The 16242-nt window shown below is 33.1% G+C and carries 14 protein-coding genes; 6 read left to right on the top strand and 8 right to left on the bottom strand.

Going from position 1 to position 16242, the window contains the following annotated elements; translation table 11 throughout:
- The first annotated feature begins 22 nt into the window (after positions 1–22).
- Complete coding sequence (gene kbl, locus ACKI42_RS07535) at positions 23–1219, top strand: glycine C-acetyltransferase (RefSeq protein ID WP_407404056.1); 1197 nt, start codon at positions 23–25, stop codon at positions 1217–1219.
- Between the two features lie 196 nt (positions 1220–1415).
- Here the strand turns inward: kbl and ACKI42_RS07530 are convergent, their stop codons facing one another.
- The 8 genes from ACKI42_RS07530 to ACKI42_RS07495 all read right to left on the bottom strand — a co-directional run bounded on the left by ACKI42_RS07530 (position 1416) and on the right by ACKI42_RS07495 (position 10270).
- Positions 1416–2741 carry a cellulase family glycosylhydrolase gene (locus tag ACKI42_RS07530; protein WP_407404054.1) on the bottom strand — a complete coding sequence of 442 codons (1326 nt, stop codon included), beginning with the start codon at positions 2739–2741 and terminating at the stop codon, positions 1416–1418.
- A 4-nt stretch (positions 2742–2745) separates the two neighbouring features.
- The gene (locus ACKI42_RS07525; protein WP_407404052.1) at positions 2746–3093 is read right to left on the bottom strand and encodes a helix-turn-helix domain-containing protein; all 348 of its coding nucleotides are present in this window, start codon (positions 3091–3093) and stop codon (positions 2746–2748) included.
- A complete protein-coding gene (locus tag ACKI42_RS07520) occupies positions 3066–3515 on the bottom strand; it encodes a transposase (protein ID WP_407404050.1) in 450 nt (149 codons plus the stop codon). The genes ACKI42_RS07525 and ACKI42_RS07520 overlap by 28 nt, the downstream gene beginning before the upstream one ends.
- Positions 3516–3517: 2 nt before the next feature.
- Positions 3518–4000 carry a hypothetical protein gene (locus tag ACKI42_RS07515; RefSeq protein WP_407404048.1) on the bottom strand — a complete coding sequence of 161 codons (483 nt, stop codon included), beginning with the start codon at positions 3998–4000 and terminating at the stop codon, positions 3518–3520.
- A 77-nt stretch (positions 4001–4077) separates the two neighbouring features.
- Entirely contained in the window at positions 4078–4602 is a 525-nt protein-coding gene (locus ACKI42_RS07510) for a hypothetical protein (protein ID WP_407404046.1), read from the bottom strand.
- Positions 4603–4667: 65 nt separating this feature from the next.
- Positions 4668–7745 (bottom strand): hypothetical protein, encoded by a 3078-nt coding sequence (locus tag ACKI42_RS07505; protein ID WP_407404044.1) that lies wholly within the window; start codon positions 7743–7745, stop codon positions 4668–4670.
- Between the two features lie 3 nt (positions 7746–7748).
- Entirely contained in the window at positions 7749–8273 is a 525-nt protein-coding gene (locus ACKI42_RS07500; protein WP_407404042.1) for a hypothetical protein, read from the bottom strand.
- Between the two features lie 389 nt (positions 8274–8662).
- Entirely contained in the window at positions 8663–10270 is a 1608-nt protein-coding gene (locus ACKI42_RS07495; RefSeq protein ID WP_407404040.1) for a helix-turn-helix domain-containing protein, read from the bottom strand.
- Between the two features lie 420 nt (positions 10271–10690).
- On the opposite strand from ACKI42_RS07495, the gene tssD reads away from it, so the two are divergent.
- From tssD to ACKI42_RS07470, 5 genes are all read left to right on the top strand, one after another.
- Complete coding sequence (gene tssD, locus ACKI42_RS07490) at positions 10691–11092, top strand: type VI secretion system tube protein TssD (protein WP_407404038.1); 402 nt, start codon at positions 10691–10693, stop codon at positions 11090–11092.
- Positions 11093–11328: 236 nt separating this feature from the next.
- Positions 11329–13275 carry a type VI secretion system Vgr family protein gene (locus ACKI42_RS07485; RefSeq protein ID WP_407404036.1) on the top strand — a complete coding sequence of 649 codons (1947 nt, stop codon included), beginning with the start codon at positions 11329–11331 and terminating at the stop codon, positions 13273–13275.
- Positions 13276–13277: 2 nt separating this feature from the next.
- Entirely contained in the window at positions 13278–15041 is a 1764-nt protein-coding gene (locus ACKI42_RS07480; RefSeq protein ID WP_407404034.1) for a hypothetical protein, read from the top strand.
- Complete coding sequence (locus ACKI42_RS07475) at positions 14999–15715, top strand: hypothetical protein (protein ID WP_407404032.1); 717 nt, start codon at positions 14999–15001, stop codon at positions 15713–15715. Before ACKI42_RS07480 ends, ACKI42_RS07475 begins: the two co-directional genes overlap by 43 nt.
- Before the next feature lie 176 nt (positions 15716–15891).
- Positions 15892–16242, top strand: coding sequence for a hypothetical protein (locus ACKI42_RS07470; protein WP_407404030.1), 351 nt, complete (start codon positions 15892–15894; stop codon positions 16240–16242).

Raw genomic sequence — 16242 nt, 5'->3', positions numbered from 1 at the left:
CAAATCTAAAAATTTAATAAAAATGATCTCAGAAAAATATCTTAAAAATCTGCAAGATGAACTTGCAAATATCGAGAAAGAAGGACTCTTCAAAAAGGAAAGAATCATTACTTCTCAGCAAAGTGCAGAGATAGAAGCTAATGGCAAAAAATTATTAAACTTCTGTGCGAATAATTATTTAGGGTTATCCAACAATTCTGAAGTAATGAAAGCGTCTCAAGATATGATTGCTTCTCATGGTTATGGGATGTCATCAGTTCGTTTCATCTGTGGGACACAGGACATTCACAAAGAACTAGAACAAAAAATTGCAGATTTCTTAGGATTAGAAGATACTATTCTGTATGCAGCAGCTTTTGATGCTAATGGTGGAGTTTTCGAACCTTTATTTACAGAAGAAGATGCTATTATTTCAGATGAACTAAATCATGCATCTATCATCGATGGAGTAAGACTTTGTAAAGCGGCTAGATACCGTTACAAAAATAATAATATGGCAGATCTAGAAGCTCAACTTATTGCAGCTTCAGAGAAAAATCACCGTTTCAAAATTATCGTTACCGATGGAGTATTCTCTATGGATGGTATTGTAGCAGATTTGAAAGGTGTTTGCGACCTTGCGGAAAAGTATGATGCTTTGGTTATGGTAGACGATTCTCACGCTACAGGTTTTATCGGGAAATCTGGTCGTGGTACCCACGAGGCAAACGAGGTAATGGGCAGAGTAGATATTATTACTTCTACTTTAGGAAAAGCTTTAGGAGGCGCATTGGGTGGATTCACGTCTGGTAAAAAGGAGATTATCGATATGCTAAGACAGCGTTCTCGTCCTTATTTATTCTCCAATTCTTTAGCTCCAGGTATTGTAGGTGCTGCACTAAAAGTTTTGGATATGATTTCTGACGATACAACCTTGAGAGATCAGGTAATGGAAAATGCAGACTATTTCAGAACAGAAATGAAAGCTAAAGGTTTTGATATTCCAGATGGAGATGCTGCAATTGTTCCAGTAATGCTTTATGATGCACCGTTGGCTCAAAAAATGGCAGAAAAACTAATGGACGAAGGGATTTATGTCATCGGATTCTTCTATCCAGTAGTTCCGAAGGGAAAAGCAAGAATTAGAGTTCAATTATCTGCTGCACACACAAAAGCACATTTAGATAAAGCGATTGCTGGGTTTACAAAAGTAGGAAAGGAATTGGGAGTAATCTCATAATATTTTCTAAAAATTTAGCTTAAATTATAAAACTCTCAGCAGAATTTCTTTCATTAGAGATTCTGCTTTTTTTTGCAGTAGAAGATAAAAATATGCATTTTCAGAAAAATTAAATGGAATAATATTTGGACAAAAGAGGAGCAATACAATTATTACTCCTAAATAAATTCACAATGTAATTTGAAAAGTATACAGTTTACTCACTTACAATTATTTTTTCTTTATAGCTTTTGTCTTTCGTTTGTATGTCTAAAAAGTAGATTCCTTTTGGTAAATTTGAAATATTTATTCTTTCGAAATTCTCATATAGAATGTTTGCTAAACTTCCATCAGCTCTAATTATCTTCACAGATACGATATCTGTAATTCCTGTGATAACAAAATAATCTTTAGAAGGATTAGGATAGATCTTGGGTCTTTCAGGTGAAGATAACGAAACATTGGTAGAAAGGTTTTGTCCACAATTTGAGGTAAGTAGTCCGTAGTTTGTATTGTATAAAACATCATTACCAAAAGCTGTAAGATTATTGACATTACTTGTTGGACTAATTTTTCTTTCCGAATGCCAATCATGATTAAAGGTCCATACAAGCCAGCTTATTTCTTTTTCGCAAGATTGTGATAATATAGTTTGGTAGGTATAGTCTATATTATATACTCCATCGGCAGGAGCGCCAGTAACATCCTGTCTATTGGAAACTTCTCCGAAAACAAAACATACATTAGAGGTGTTCGCCTCGTTGATTTTGGCGGTTACATCGGACACTGTTGGAGCGTATGCGTACCAATAGGAATGACCAGAAAATATGATCTTGTGCTGAGTATCATGGTTATTGATCTCAGGTGCTATGGATAATAGTTCGCTAGAAGATTGTCCGCAATCGGGTGCATCTATCATGATAGGGACATCTATCCCAGCACTTCTAAGATTGGTGATGAGTTGTTTGTAATTATTCTTAAAAATGTTAAGTGAGGCAGGCTGATTATTAGTCCATCGTACTTTACCAAACTCATTAGCAATATTGATGATTAAATATTCTTTATGTTGCTGGATGAGATTTTTTACATTGGGTTGTAGCCACCAATTTTGAGCTTTGGTCATAAAATTAGTCCAGTTGTTATCACAAGTGAAATCATGAAGTTCTAATATCGGCACCAACCCTTTTTGGTGACAATATCCTATCAGATTGCTCAATTGTCCGTTGTCTACTGCGGCTTGAGGAGTTCCTGTGTTGGGGTAGTTTTTTCGCCAGTGGGCATACTCGTCTGTAAACCATGGGATCCTTATACTATTGGCACCCGTAAGAGCTATTTGATCTATAAAGGCCTTATAAGATTGAGAATTATTAGCCATGATAATATTCCCATTGTCTAGCAAATTGTAGTTCATTCCACGAAGCACAATTTTTTGTCCATTTTTCTTGTATAATTTTCCAGATTGCACATACATGGTAGTGGCTTGTTGTGCTAAAAGTAGAGTAGTATTGGCAAAGAGTGATGCTACTATTAATATTCTTTTCATGCGATTATAATTGGATTGAATTGGTGAATAGTTTTTTCCATTTGCTTACTGTATTTCTGCTCAGTTTGAAATGCAATGCGAGTTGGGTATTATTGAGCTGATTTTTTTCTTGAAATTGAAGTATTTTTTTTATTGTACTTTCATCATAAGATTTGTATCGCTGGTCTGAGATAGAATCTTCTCTTGTAAAATTGAATGCCAATTTTTTTTGTAACATCAGGATATCAAATCCAATTATATTGTCCTTTTCTAAAATAGATCTACACTCCTCAATTTTGTTTGGATATTTGTATGAGATAAGATCTCTATACAATCTTCTGTAGTCTATTCCTTTTTGTATTTGCTTAGCCATTTGTATAGTGTAGTTTTGGGTATTCTGTATTCTTCTATAATCTGTTGTTTGGTCTTTGTATCGGTAGTAATGAGTTCAATAATAAAATCTATTACTTCCTTGGTGTATATGTTTTTTCTGAAAACGGGTAGTGCCTTGGTGGTTTTATTTTTTCCATCCTCTATTGCCGCTGAGGGTGGAGAGTAGAATATAAGATGCTGAGAGTAAAGTCTGAAAAAATCGTACTCCAATATTTTTGAAAATTTTAATAGTAATTCTACATCAATAGTTGAAGAATTGAAGATCTCATTCATTTCATCAACAGTCTTCTTCAGATAATTGCTTAGTCTTTGTTCAGAAATTTCTAATTCCTCTATCCTCTGTTTTATCAATTTGCCAATGAAGATCTCCTTTAGAAAATTGTGCGTTGATGTACTTTTCATAATTAAATTTTTCTATTCAAATCGGTACTTTCTATTTCCAATATTGTGATCTGTGATTTTGTACATGATGAGATGTCAAAATACTTTTTCATACAAATGCCTTTAGAATTTTCAAATCCTATCACAAGATATTTATGAAATAAGTCATCTTGAATTTTGAATGAAATAATATTGGACTTTGGAAGTTCAAATGCATGGTTGGGTTTAGAGATATCTCGATCTGTGGGTAAGTAATATTTTATGCTTAAAACTTCACTTGTACTATCGTAATCTATAACCCTTGAATTGTACAAGCTGTATATGCTATATAGAAAAAAGGCAAGTGAAAGAATAACGATAAGGTAGTCTAATGTTTTGATAGGGAAAATATTAATAAAAGAATAATAAAATCCAAATGTGAGTAGGACACTCAAAATTAGCATTGAGACCATCATTAGCGTTAATCTATATTTTACTCTTTTTTTGCTATTAAATTTTGTTGCCATTGGTGTTAATTTAGCATCTGATAATAAATTTTTTATAAAGCTCCCCAATTCCTTGAGGAGCAATTATAAAAATAAAATTAAGGTTTCCAGAACGTCCACACTGTACCATTGTACACCGCAACTTGTCTTGCTGTTGTATCATAAACCAACATACCAGAGGCGGGATTAATGATATTTAGGTGCGGGCTAGCTACTTTTGGAAGTATCATTGCTTTGTTTTTATCCGACAGAACCAAAATTCCTGGCGTTGTATCGGAAGCTGCATTTTGGCCTATTACTACTTTTGCATCTTGTTTTTCGGATTTGCTATTTTGGATGGTTGCATCTACTTTGCCTGTAGTATCCACAGAAAGATCTTTCCATGCATTATTTACTCTTACTTTTACTTTTTTATCAGAAGTATCATATATAAAAGTTCCATCTACTGCACCTTTCGCTTCCACATCTACGGTAGAATTTACATAGGGTAAAACAAGTCCCTTGTTAGCAGTGCCAAACTCTAGAGATACCGAAGAATTACTTACGGCTGTTTTTCCAATTGCTACTTGAGAATAGAATGAACCTGAGAATACGAATGCTGATAGGTAAATAAGTTTTTTCATAATTTAAATTTTTATAATAAACAATGGCAAATGCTGCCATTGTTTATTTTGTGTAATTATTGTGTTTATGGGCAAGTTTGTGTTGTAAGACAGTTCCAACCGAATGTTGATCCGTTATCTGTGCTTGTATACACTTTAAGGCAATCTGCTTGTTCGTCATACACCATCATCCCTTCTATTGGGTTTGCAATAGCATTTACTTGTGTCGTTGTTGCAATTCTATTGATGGCAAATCCTTTGGTCTTTGCTTCTAACACCGTCCAAGCGCCTTTTCTTACCATCGGCCAATTATCGTCTGCTTGTCCTGCTCTACCAAGCGCAGTGATACCATGCTTAGTATCAAGAGTAGTTCCTGTAGTTACCCCTGGTTTATAGCAAGCACATAGTGGACTGTTTCCGTTTACAATTACAGTACTGCATCCGGCTGGATCTGCAAAGGTTACATTGTAAGGAGTACCTACGGCAATGGGATTAGATGTCCAAGTATTTCCATTCCATGTACCGTTAGCTCCTGTACCAGAAACAGTATAAGATGAAGCTCCCGACATTTCTACAGTCACAGTATAAGTATTATCAGATGTGTTACACACTACATTTCTACTTACCTCTTGTATTGGTAGAACAACAACTACATCCACCGTGTCTTGTCCTGTATAAGGATTAGCACAGCCGTAAGAAGACTTCAATTTGTACTTTACGGTATACGTTGCATTTTGGTTTGCAACCACTACTACACTATTGCCAGTTCCAATAGAAGTTCCACCAGCAGTGAACCATTCTATATCGAATAAACTATTAGGTATTGCAATAGCTAAGGTAGCATCAGAACCTTGGCAGACAGTTCCTGGTACACTTACTGGCTGAGGGAAAACGGTAGTACCTTGTACAATAGTAATGCTCTGTTCTGTAAATCCGCATGCGGTACTCACTCTTACTTTGTAATTACCAGCACTCAGGTTGGTAAATACGTGTGACATTTCACTTAAATTTGTTGTAGTATAAGTTTGTAACGGTGTAGCAGTAGCAGGATCTGCAGTTGAAGGCCATACACCATAAGTTATACTGCCTACTGGTATTCCTGTTGCAGTAACTGCTAATATCCCTGAGTTCGCATCAGTAGGATCACAGAATAAAGAAACTGTAGTGAAGGTAACTTGTTCATAAGGATCTACTTTGAAACTTATAAAATATTCTTGATTCGACCCTGATGTATTTCTTGCAACTGATACATTTGAATCACTAGAATCATAAGGAAGCGCAGTAGTAAGTCTTGGATAATAATTAATATTATCAAATACTAAGAAATAATTACCTGGAGCAATACTAGGGAAAGTACCACTCAATATCTGATTAGCATTGTATCCTGCTACTAAAGATCCTCTTACACCATTATTGTTTTGATATATATAGACTCTACCAATGTTTTGAGTATCTGTATTTACGCCCATATTATAGACTACATCTGAAGCAGCACAACCTACATTGTAAGTAATTGTTGGGTTATATCCCGCTGGTTTTGTAAGATTGATTTCTCTTGTTACAGAATATCCACAACCATCAGTAATAGTAACCACATATTCTCCTAAAGGTAAATCACCAAAAATCGGTCTATCTGAACTCCAATAATCCGTTGGAGCAGTAGTAACAGTTTTTGTATATGGAAATGTAATATTATATGCGCCAGCCAAATTGTAGGGTTGGGAAGCATTAACAGTCATATTTGTTTGACCATCTTTTCTAGCAATATTAAATGTTATAGGATAAGAGAAAGAATCCGTACCAGACCAATTGTAAGCATTGTTTTTATTTACAGATATTGTAGAAGTACCTTCTAAGACACCTGAAATTTCACCTAATACTACTTTGTTAAGACTGTTATCATTAGCAGCATTTCTACCATCAACAATTTTTTCATAAGTATTACAACCATTAAGATCGGTGAATACTACTTTAATTCTAGTATTAGTGTAAGTAGTTTGATATTCTAGCCATCCAGCAACTCCATAATAATTACCGTTACTAAAGTTATCTTCTATCAAAACCCAGTTATCAGACATAGCTGGTACTTCAGCATAGAAAGCAGCTCTTGCACCATTAGAGAATTGCCAGTAATAGGCACCGGTTGTAGAATCTTGTTCCCAAGTCCTATAGGTAAAACTAAATACAGTTTCACAATTTTGATTTGAAGTTGTTTTTAATTGTTGTACTCCCCAAACTTCTGATACAGCTCTTGTGTTTATAACCTTTGTTACGGTTCTACATCCATCTGTAATTGTAATGTTAATATCCTCATTGGCTGGTAAGCCATATGCTGTTCTAAACGCATATCTTCCCGTTGCTGGTATTCCACCTACTTGCGTTAAGTTGTAAACTGTAGGATTGTTACCTATGGTATAGGTTGCATTCCCTGGTAATATGGTTGCTTGTTTATTACCATCTGTCATTTCTATACGCAAATATAGTTGACAAGCATCTGTTAATTGACGTCTAATCGTAGAGTAGGTTAATGGTAACCAATTAGTGTCTGTAATCGTAGCACTCCTAGCTTCTGCACTAGTACAAGTTGTAGAATTATCAGTTACCGTAGCCGTATAGTTTCCTGGTGCCAAATTGGTAAAAGTATGACTTGTAGCTGTTGGTGTATTGAAAGTGTAAGGACCTCCAGGACCAGCTAATGAGATTATAAATGGACCTGTTCCACCAGTAAATGTTACTTTTATTTCACCATTATTAGCGTACAAAGGATCAGTGGTTCCACAAGTGGTATTTCTTGGCACTGCAGTTACTGTTAGTGGTGTATATGTAGATGTTACAGTTACATTTTTGTAACTTGTAGTAGTAGCATTCTGCTGTACCTGAACTTGATAATTACCAGGTGCAAGATTATTGAATTGAGCTGCCCCAGACGCTGAAAGGGATACAAATGCAAGATCTACAGTTTCTCCTTGTTTTCTAATGGTAGCTGTCGCGGTTCCACAGGTAGTTCCACCAGGTATTGCTACTTGTACGGCACCATCTTGTGCGCATACCCCGTTAACAGGAGTAAGATTGAAATTATTAATATTACATTGTGCGCTTAGAGTAGAGCAGAATGAGAGTAATATAGTAATGACAAATACTATTTGATAATAAAATTTATTCATTTTTTAAAAATTGTGTTGTGTTATTTTGTGCTTTGAAACAGCATTTTGGCTTACGCCCAATCTATACTTATACAGTAAGCTTGATGTTTTTTTTTGAGACAAGAGGAGGGGTGGAGGTGGTCTTGAAAATGAAGCTTTTAGAAGAAAGCATTTAAAATAGGGATTATTATAAATCATTCGATCTGATTCCTGATTTCTATTTTTTACAAGATGTAATTTTTGAAAATAAGGAACGAGAAAATGATTATCTTGTTGGTTGGGATAGAAAGAATAAGATTTACTAAGAGTAACAGTTTTTATACTATCAGTGCCTGTAGTTCTAGCAGAGTATAATAAAGTATTAGGATTTTTTTGTATAATCCTACCGATATTTACTTTATTGCGCTCTACATTTTGTAGAGATGAGGTGAAATTAGGAGAAGAATCTTTTTCTGTGAATTCACCAATTTTTATTTCCTCCAGATCATCATATATTTCAACTTCCGAACTGATATATATGGTACTATCATGAATAGATAAAGAGGACATTTTATCAATGCAAAATGCAAGATTTGGAATTAAAGCCAACAATAAAAGGAAGTACATAGTCAATCTCTGACATGTCCTTTTGCATGTTGGCTTATTGATATCCCATTTAATCATTCGTGTGTTTTTGTGAGTACAAAAGTACAAGGGTCAGTACACACAAAAAACAAGATAGCTTTCAGAATTGATAATTCTAAAAGCTATAAAATAATTTTAAAGTGCTGATTAATAAGATTTTATATGATAAATTAAGGAGGCGTCAATGATTTATTTGTCATATCAATTTTTTATAAATAATAAACCTAAGTTCAGTGTTTTGTTGTTTATAATGAACCTATGTTCATTATTTTTTAATTAATTCGGTAAAATTTGACTGCAAATTTTACCAAATTCTAATTTCCACTTCTTTCATTTTTCAAATTCTGAATAAATACGGATGGAGAAATCCCCAAAATGTTTTTAAATATTGTTGCAAAAGAAGAGTGAGATACAAAGCCACAATCTTCTGCCAAATAACTTATTTTGTAATTGAGATATTGCGGATCAGTATATAACTTATTGACGATATAATTGATGCGTAATTCATTAATATAAGCATTGTAATTTTTTCCTTTCTGTTTATTTATGATTTCAGAGAGATAAGTTGTATTTGTTTTTAGTAGTGCTGCCAAACTTGGAAGCGATAGATTTTGATCTTTATATTTTTCTAATGTCTCAAACTTCTGAAGTCCAGCCAAAATATTGTTCTCTAGGTTTTCATTGATATTGTGAGGTGCATTTTTAACGACAGCTACTTTCTCGATTTTTAAATTTTCATCTGCTGGAATCTCTTGCGTTTTTTGAGCCTCATTTTTTATTCGCTCAATAATTTGAAGATATTTTGTCTGATCATTTTTTTTCTTCTTTATATAATAGAGCATCAGAGCAAAGGCAATGATACCTAACGGCAAAATAATCCAAATGATTTTATTTTTTTCATTTATATCTTTCTCATACTCGCTTTCTGTGTACAATTGTGCTTCCTCTACTGCCTTCATCTCAACAGCCTTGTAGGATTTGTCTAAGCTATCTCTTTTGTTGGAATAAAAATTGAAACGGTCTTTATCACCAGTTTGTGCATATATTTTGGATAACAGCAGGTATCTTTCACTATATTCTTCAGGAAAAGTGCTTGTTTCTGGAATTCCTGCATTCTGCAGCTTAGATAAAGCGTCCTTATATTTTCTTTTTTCTATTAGTAGGCGAGCAAGATTATTATTAATACTTATTGTAAGATCTGGTAATATCCCAACATCTAGCTTTTCTGCATTTACTAAGTGTCGTTCAGATATAGAGTATTGCTTTTTTTCAAGATAGCATTTACCTAAGAAATAATTTGCGGTCATCTCTGCAAATTGCGAATATTCAGGTTTTTGCAATTCTCGTTTGTGTTGCAGTATATATTGTGATTTGCTAATACAATCATCGAATTGATTCAAATGAAAGAGTACATCCAACTCTATAAAATATCCAGTATAGTTCAATGCATCATTAATTTTGTTTTTTGGTAGTTTTTTATGAATTGAAAATGCTATCTCCAAATTATTTTTAGACAATTCATACATTTTCAGGTATTTGTAGGTTTCTGCAATACCAAGGTGAATCATAACTTTTTGCAAATCGCTATTTTTCAAAGAATAGATAATTTTCTTAGCAGCTAAATGGTTTTTTAGCAAAAGGGGTTGATCTTTCAAATTGGTCCCGTAGAAAAAAGATTTCTTTGTCAATAACACCAGTTTTGCAGAATCTGCGCTTATTTTTGGCAGTATCTCATCTATTTCATTTACATATTTTTGCTGATTAGTACCTGTTATAGGTATTTGCGTATAGTAATTGAGAATAGAATCTACTTGTTTAGCATTAAATTTCTTTTGTGGTAATATCTTGATCGGTAGTAACAATAGAGAGATAATGAGAAGTATTATTGTTTTATTCCTTTCTGTACTAAATATTCTTTTCATTTTCGATTGTTTTCAGTTATATTTTTTTGCTCATGACTAATTTATTAAATTTATAATTATATTAGTCAATAATTGAAATAAATTTATTTGCAATAGAGTGCTAATCCCTACTTAGGTACATCTATTAATAGGGATTGGAACTAAATTTTAATAGTATTTAAAGTTTGTAAATATAATAAAATTAGTTAATAAAGGTTTATTATTTATGAATTCCTTATACAATGGATTTTAAGAATTAGTATAGTTATGTATAATTTTCAAAAATTAATTAAAGAATAATTAAAATTCAAACGAACGTTTGTTAGTCGTAAAACTACTACACTTTTTCAAATAATTGGGTTTATATTTTTCTGATTTGTGAGTCTGTTTTATATTTGTGTTATACAAATCACAAAATATTAATTTATAAAATCAATCATTATGGCAGACACAAGAGGAATTTTAAAATTCAACGGTAGCGAAGGACAAAAATTATTAAAGCTTAATTACAGCGTTTCTAGAGCAACAGACGTTTCTGGACGTGTAGCTTCGGATCCTTCTAACGCAATTATTAAATTAACAATCGAGGCTACAGAGAAATCTGAAATCCTAGAAAGTTTACTAAATGGTAAATACAAGCCAACAAGCGGAGAAATTACTTTCAACAAATCTCACGAAGAAGGAACATTGATTACCCTAAACTGGGAAAATGGATACGTTATCCAGCATGAAGTAGACTTCGATGCAGTGGACCAAAACTCTATGTTGATCAGCTTTATTGTAAGTGCTGAGAAAATCAACTACGGAAACGCAGCGTATGAAGGTCTTTGGCCATCCGCTTAATTTTCAGCAATTATTTGTTAAAAGTATTATAGAAAAAAGACCGTTCCTCAAAAAGGCGGTCTTTTTTCGCCTTTTTACGTTTCTTTTTGGGTTATTTATTTTGATTAAATGTTTTTTTAAATAGAAAATTAGGCTTTATTTTTATTATTAAAATCATTTTAGAAGTTAAAATAATCAACCATTATGGATTGTATTGCTAATTTGATTAACTTTAAAACTCACAAACACAAAATATTATGTCGACTCCTCATACTTCATCTTTTCGTCCTACCCAAAATGCGGAAGGCATTTCAGAGAATCACCACAATGGCATCAATCGTTTGGTGAAACTGTCTTTGGTGATTGAAGGTAAAATCATTAAATATTACAAACATTTTCAGCTTTCACAAAGCTCGCAAGGTCATCACCAATTCGAAGTGACGCTGGCGCACGATACCTTGGGTGAGCGCCAAACGCATACGTTGGAGGAGGCAAATCAGTTTTTAGGCAAAAGATTTACTGCTGTAATTTCTTACAAAGATGTAGACAAAAGCCCCGAAAGAACCTTTGTAGGCGTGATTACGGGCGTAGGATTTAGTCAGGAAAAAATGAGTTTAGGAAATATTGTTTTAAAAGGTTACAGTCCAACCATTTTGTTGGATGGTGCGCCTCATATTCAAAGTTTTGGTGGAACTCAATCTGTAAATATGGGGATTATCGCTGAAGAAGTGATAAAACAAGGTTTAGATAAAAGCCGATTTGATATCCGAATTGATGCCAACAATTATTCTCAAATCATCTACAGCAGTCAGTATGACGAGACCCACTACAATTATTTAGCGAGAATGGCAGAAGCTTATGGTGAACAGTTTTATTACGATGGTGAAGTCTTGCATTTTGGGAAACTTCCACCACAAAATAAACCCATAACACTGACTTACGGAAGTAATGCGAATGATATTGAGGTTGAACTAAAAGCGGTTCATACCAAGCCTCAATTTTATGGGTACAACAGCGGAAAAAACGAAAAACTTACTTCTGGGCAAACGCCGATACGTCATGTTGGAGATTTGGCCAAAACAGCCTATGCGCATAATGATAGAATTTACAAAACACCTTCTCTAAGAGTTGCTCCGATAAGAGCCAATACGCATTTGGATGTAGAAAATGCACAAAAAAGCAGTTCGGGAAGTGGTGCTGTAGAAGTTTTTACGGTATCAGGATCAACAACAGTTCCATACTTACATCCAGGTTGTGTGGTGGATTTGGAAATGAGAAAACCCGATAGTAACCAAAGTTCTTATTTCACAAGAATTATGATTACCGAAACCACACATGAAATAGATACTATTGGGCATTACAAAGGAACTTTTAAAGGCATTGCATCGGATACAGGATTTTTACCCAAATCAGATTTTACGATACCTAAAGCTGAACCACAAGTAGCCACCGTAATTTCTAACACCGATCCAGAAGGACAAGGAAGAGTTCAAGTAAGATTCGATTGGCAGTTGCATGATACCACACCATTCATCAGAATGATGAGTCCTGATGCAGGAGGAACCGACCAAGTGAGCCAAAACCGAGGCTACGTCGCCATCCCCGAAGTAGGCGACCAAGTAATGGTAGGCTTCGTCCACAACCATCCCGACAGACCTTTCGTAATGGGAGGAATGTTCCATGGACAAGTGGGATTGGGTGGTGGAGTCGACAATAGAGTAAAATCTATCCAAACAAGAAGCGGTCATAAAGTTATTTTCACTGAAGATGAAAGCATTATCATCACTGATAAATCTGGCAATGAAATTCATTTAGATACTACAGGAAGTAATATCAATATCACAGCTCCGGAAACCATGACCCTGAATTGTAAAAACATGAATATTAATGTGAGTGACTCTATGACTTCAACAATAGGCAATAATCAGAGTACATCAGTTGGACAAAATCAAAGCAACACAGTAGGAATGAGTCAAACTGAGGTGATAGGAGCTATTAAAAGTGTAACGGTAGGAGGGAACTTTATGACAAATGTGATTGGAAAAATGATGGAATTTATTAAAGGAAATAAAGAATCTCATACAGAAAGTGATAGATTGAAGATTACAAATGGGAAAATTACAATACAAAGTACAGGAATACACGAGCAACATTCTGAAGACTCGATAGCCAACCGAGCAGCTGAAAAATCTAAAAATCACTAATTATGAGTAAAGAAAGTTACATTGGTGGAGATTATATAGAAACTACAGGAGGTAGTAATAGAACGTTTGCTAAAGGAATTATTGAAAATATTTCTTTGGAAAGCTTTTTTATTCAAAATGCAAGAGGAGAAATATTCTTTACGACAAATGGGCAGGCTCCAACAATTATAGCCGCTGCACATCTTAAAAAATTTTTAATTCATTTTCGACGACCAGCAACATATAATGGAGAATTTGGGTTCGACTGGATGAGAGACGAATATATTTATCCTTTGACAAGTATTAGTGGTACAAATAAAGAATTGAGTTTGGATATTCCGAAACTAAATACAGAATATAAAACTACAGATATTTCTAACCCTGTTTCACCTTATGGTAAAGATTATTATTGCAGTTTTCTCAATCTATTGTTAAATCAAGAAGTAACATTGGATATTGAAGTTGAGGAATTAGAGGCATTGTCTTCTGATGCCACAGAAATTATTTTTGAGAGTAGTAATCTAGATTTAACTATCACTCCCACAAGTATCCCATTGAGTAACTTAATTGCTGGAGGAAAGAAAAATAAATCTTTGGGAGGAACAAACTCAAGAGATTATTATTTGGCAACAAACCAAGTGAAGGTTACATGTAATAAAGTATTTACAAGAAATGAACAGATAAAAATATTTGGCATACTGAAAGACCCAACATCAGGAATGGAAGACAAAATAGAAGTTGGGAAAATGATGGTGATGAAAAACAGTGATCAAGCTAAATATACAATTAATGTGTATGTGATTAAAGCATTTATAAGTGATAATTCTGCTTTTGGAGAAAGTTTTATTGATGCAAAATTTTCAAAAATTGGAGGTTTGGCAGGTTTAGAAAAATATTTAAACGAAAATAGTTTAAACCAAGGATTAATTCAAGTGAAGCTTATTGATACAAAGAATTCAAAGAACTTAAAAATTGAGTTAAGTACAAATACCTTCAATCTTGCTAATAAAGGTTTTAACACAATGACTGGTAAAGCTGATGATGAATATGAAAATTTAAAGGGAATAATTACAGATCCCAACCCTTCAAAATTTGAGGTTGATTCGGGTAAATGTGTAGATTTATTTAATAAACAATCTAATAAGTTATATGGGTTTGATAAAGAAAAATGTATCTTATTATATCTTTGTCCATTAACTACGAAAGATGCTGGTGGCTCTGCATATACAGTCCCTTTAGATAATAAACATTGTATAATTTTTGGAACTAATTTAGATCATACGCAATCATACGCACACGAAATAGCTCACACTTTGGGATTAGAACATATTTTTTTGGATAAAGATACTTCTTGTAATCTGATTAGTTTAGCAGATGAAAAAGCCAGTATAAATAAAGAAACTAATGATTACAAAAGCAAGATTGAAAAAGCTAAACAAAACGTTGACAATAGATGGTTAAAATTTAAGCAGGAAAATAATGCTTATTTTACTCAGAATCCGAATAAAATTCCTGAATATAAAAAGCCATACGATGACAATAAACTAAATTTGGATAAACAATTTAGAAATTATGAAAAAAAACAAAATGATCGTATAAAAGTAATAAATCAGAATGAGCATAGATTTATAAAAGCTACTACTGATAACATTATGGATTATTCATATGAAACTGATTGTTCAACCCCAACCCCTAATATTATTTATAGAGATACTAATAAATTAATTTCATTTTACAAAAATCAATGGAAAATAATACAAAACGAAGCAAAAACATATTATCATTAAGTTGCTCAATATTTTTAATAATATTTTTTTTAATTGGATGTAAAAGTAATGCACAGATTATTCCACCAGTTCCTGAAAAAATAAATGTAAAAGTATCTAATCCACAGATTAAATATGACACTACATTATTTTGGAGCACAGATGCTTATTACTCAAAGCTAAAATACAATGAAAAAACTCAGATTGAAAATGTTTCAACTATTTTAAAAAATTATTCTTTAAAAAAAGGAAAGTTATTTCATAAAGAAAAAGTAGTAGACAGAGCCTATATTAATTTCAATATCGAAAATGATTTTAGTAAAAGTATAATAATCAATAATGGTGTACCTCATTCAGAATATTTATACCACATTAGCTATGTGCCTTCTTATATATTTTCTGACAATGGCGGAATTATTCCAATGAACAAACATTTAGACATTTTTAAAACAGGAAATGGGTACTGGAAAGAATATTATATTTATGAATATTATAAAAATAAAGATTATAAAAATTTAGCAAAAAAAGCAATAATCAAAGAAGAAGGCGAAGTAAAACACAATTTCAAATTTGGCGAATGGAAATATTATAATAAAGAGGGCAAACTAGAAAAAATTAAAATCTACACTTTAAAAGATTCAGTGGATGTTCGTTTTCCACATTGTATTTTTAATCAAAATGAACCTTGTTATTAGGTTCTTTTTTTTTAATTTTATTTTTAAGGTATTCTATATTATGGACATTAAAAAACCGTTAACGCTGCAAATTAATCTTTCTTAAAGATGAAAGCATCATCATCACTGATAAATCTGGAAATGAAATTCATCTAGATACGACGGGAAGCAATATTAATATTACAGCGCCAGAAACGATGACGTTAACTGCAAAAAATCTAAATATCATCATTGGTGAAAATATTAATACAACAGCAGGCATGAATATTTCTGAAAGTGCGGGAATGAACAGAAGTCAATATGTAGGATTAAATACCATACAAACTGTTGGAGGTATGAAAATGACTTCTATTGCGGGTGATGCAAGTATGTTTATTACAGGGAAATTGATGGAGATTATTGATGGGGATGTGCATAGTGAGACGAAACAGGGAAAAACCGTTGTTAATAGTGAAGGAGGAATAGAAAATTCAACTTCTGGTCAAATAAAAAAAGATGCACAAGGAAATATAGATAACCGAAGTGGTGAAAAAGGAAAGTCTCACTAA

Origin of the sequence: Chryseobacterium sp. (assembly GCF_045629545.1) — a bacterium.
Classification (GTDB): domain Bacteria; phylum Bacteroidota; class Bacteroidia; order Flavobacteriales; family Weeksellaceae; genus Chryseobacterium.
This window is presented reverse-complemented; position numbering and strand designations above follow the sequence as displayed.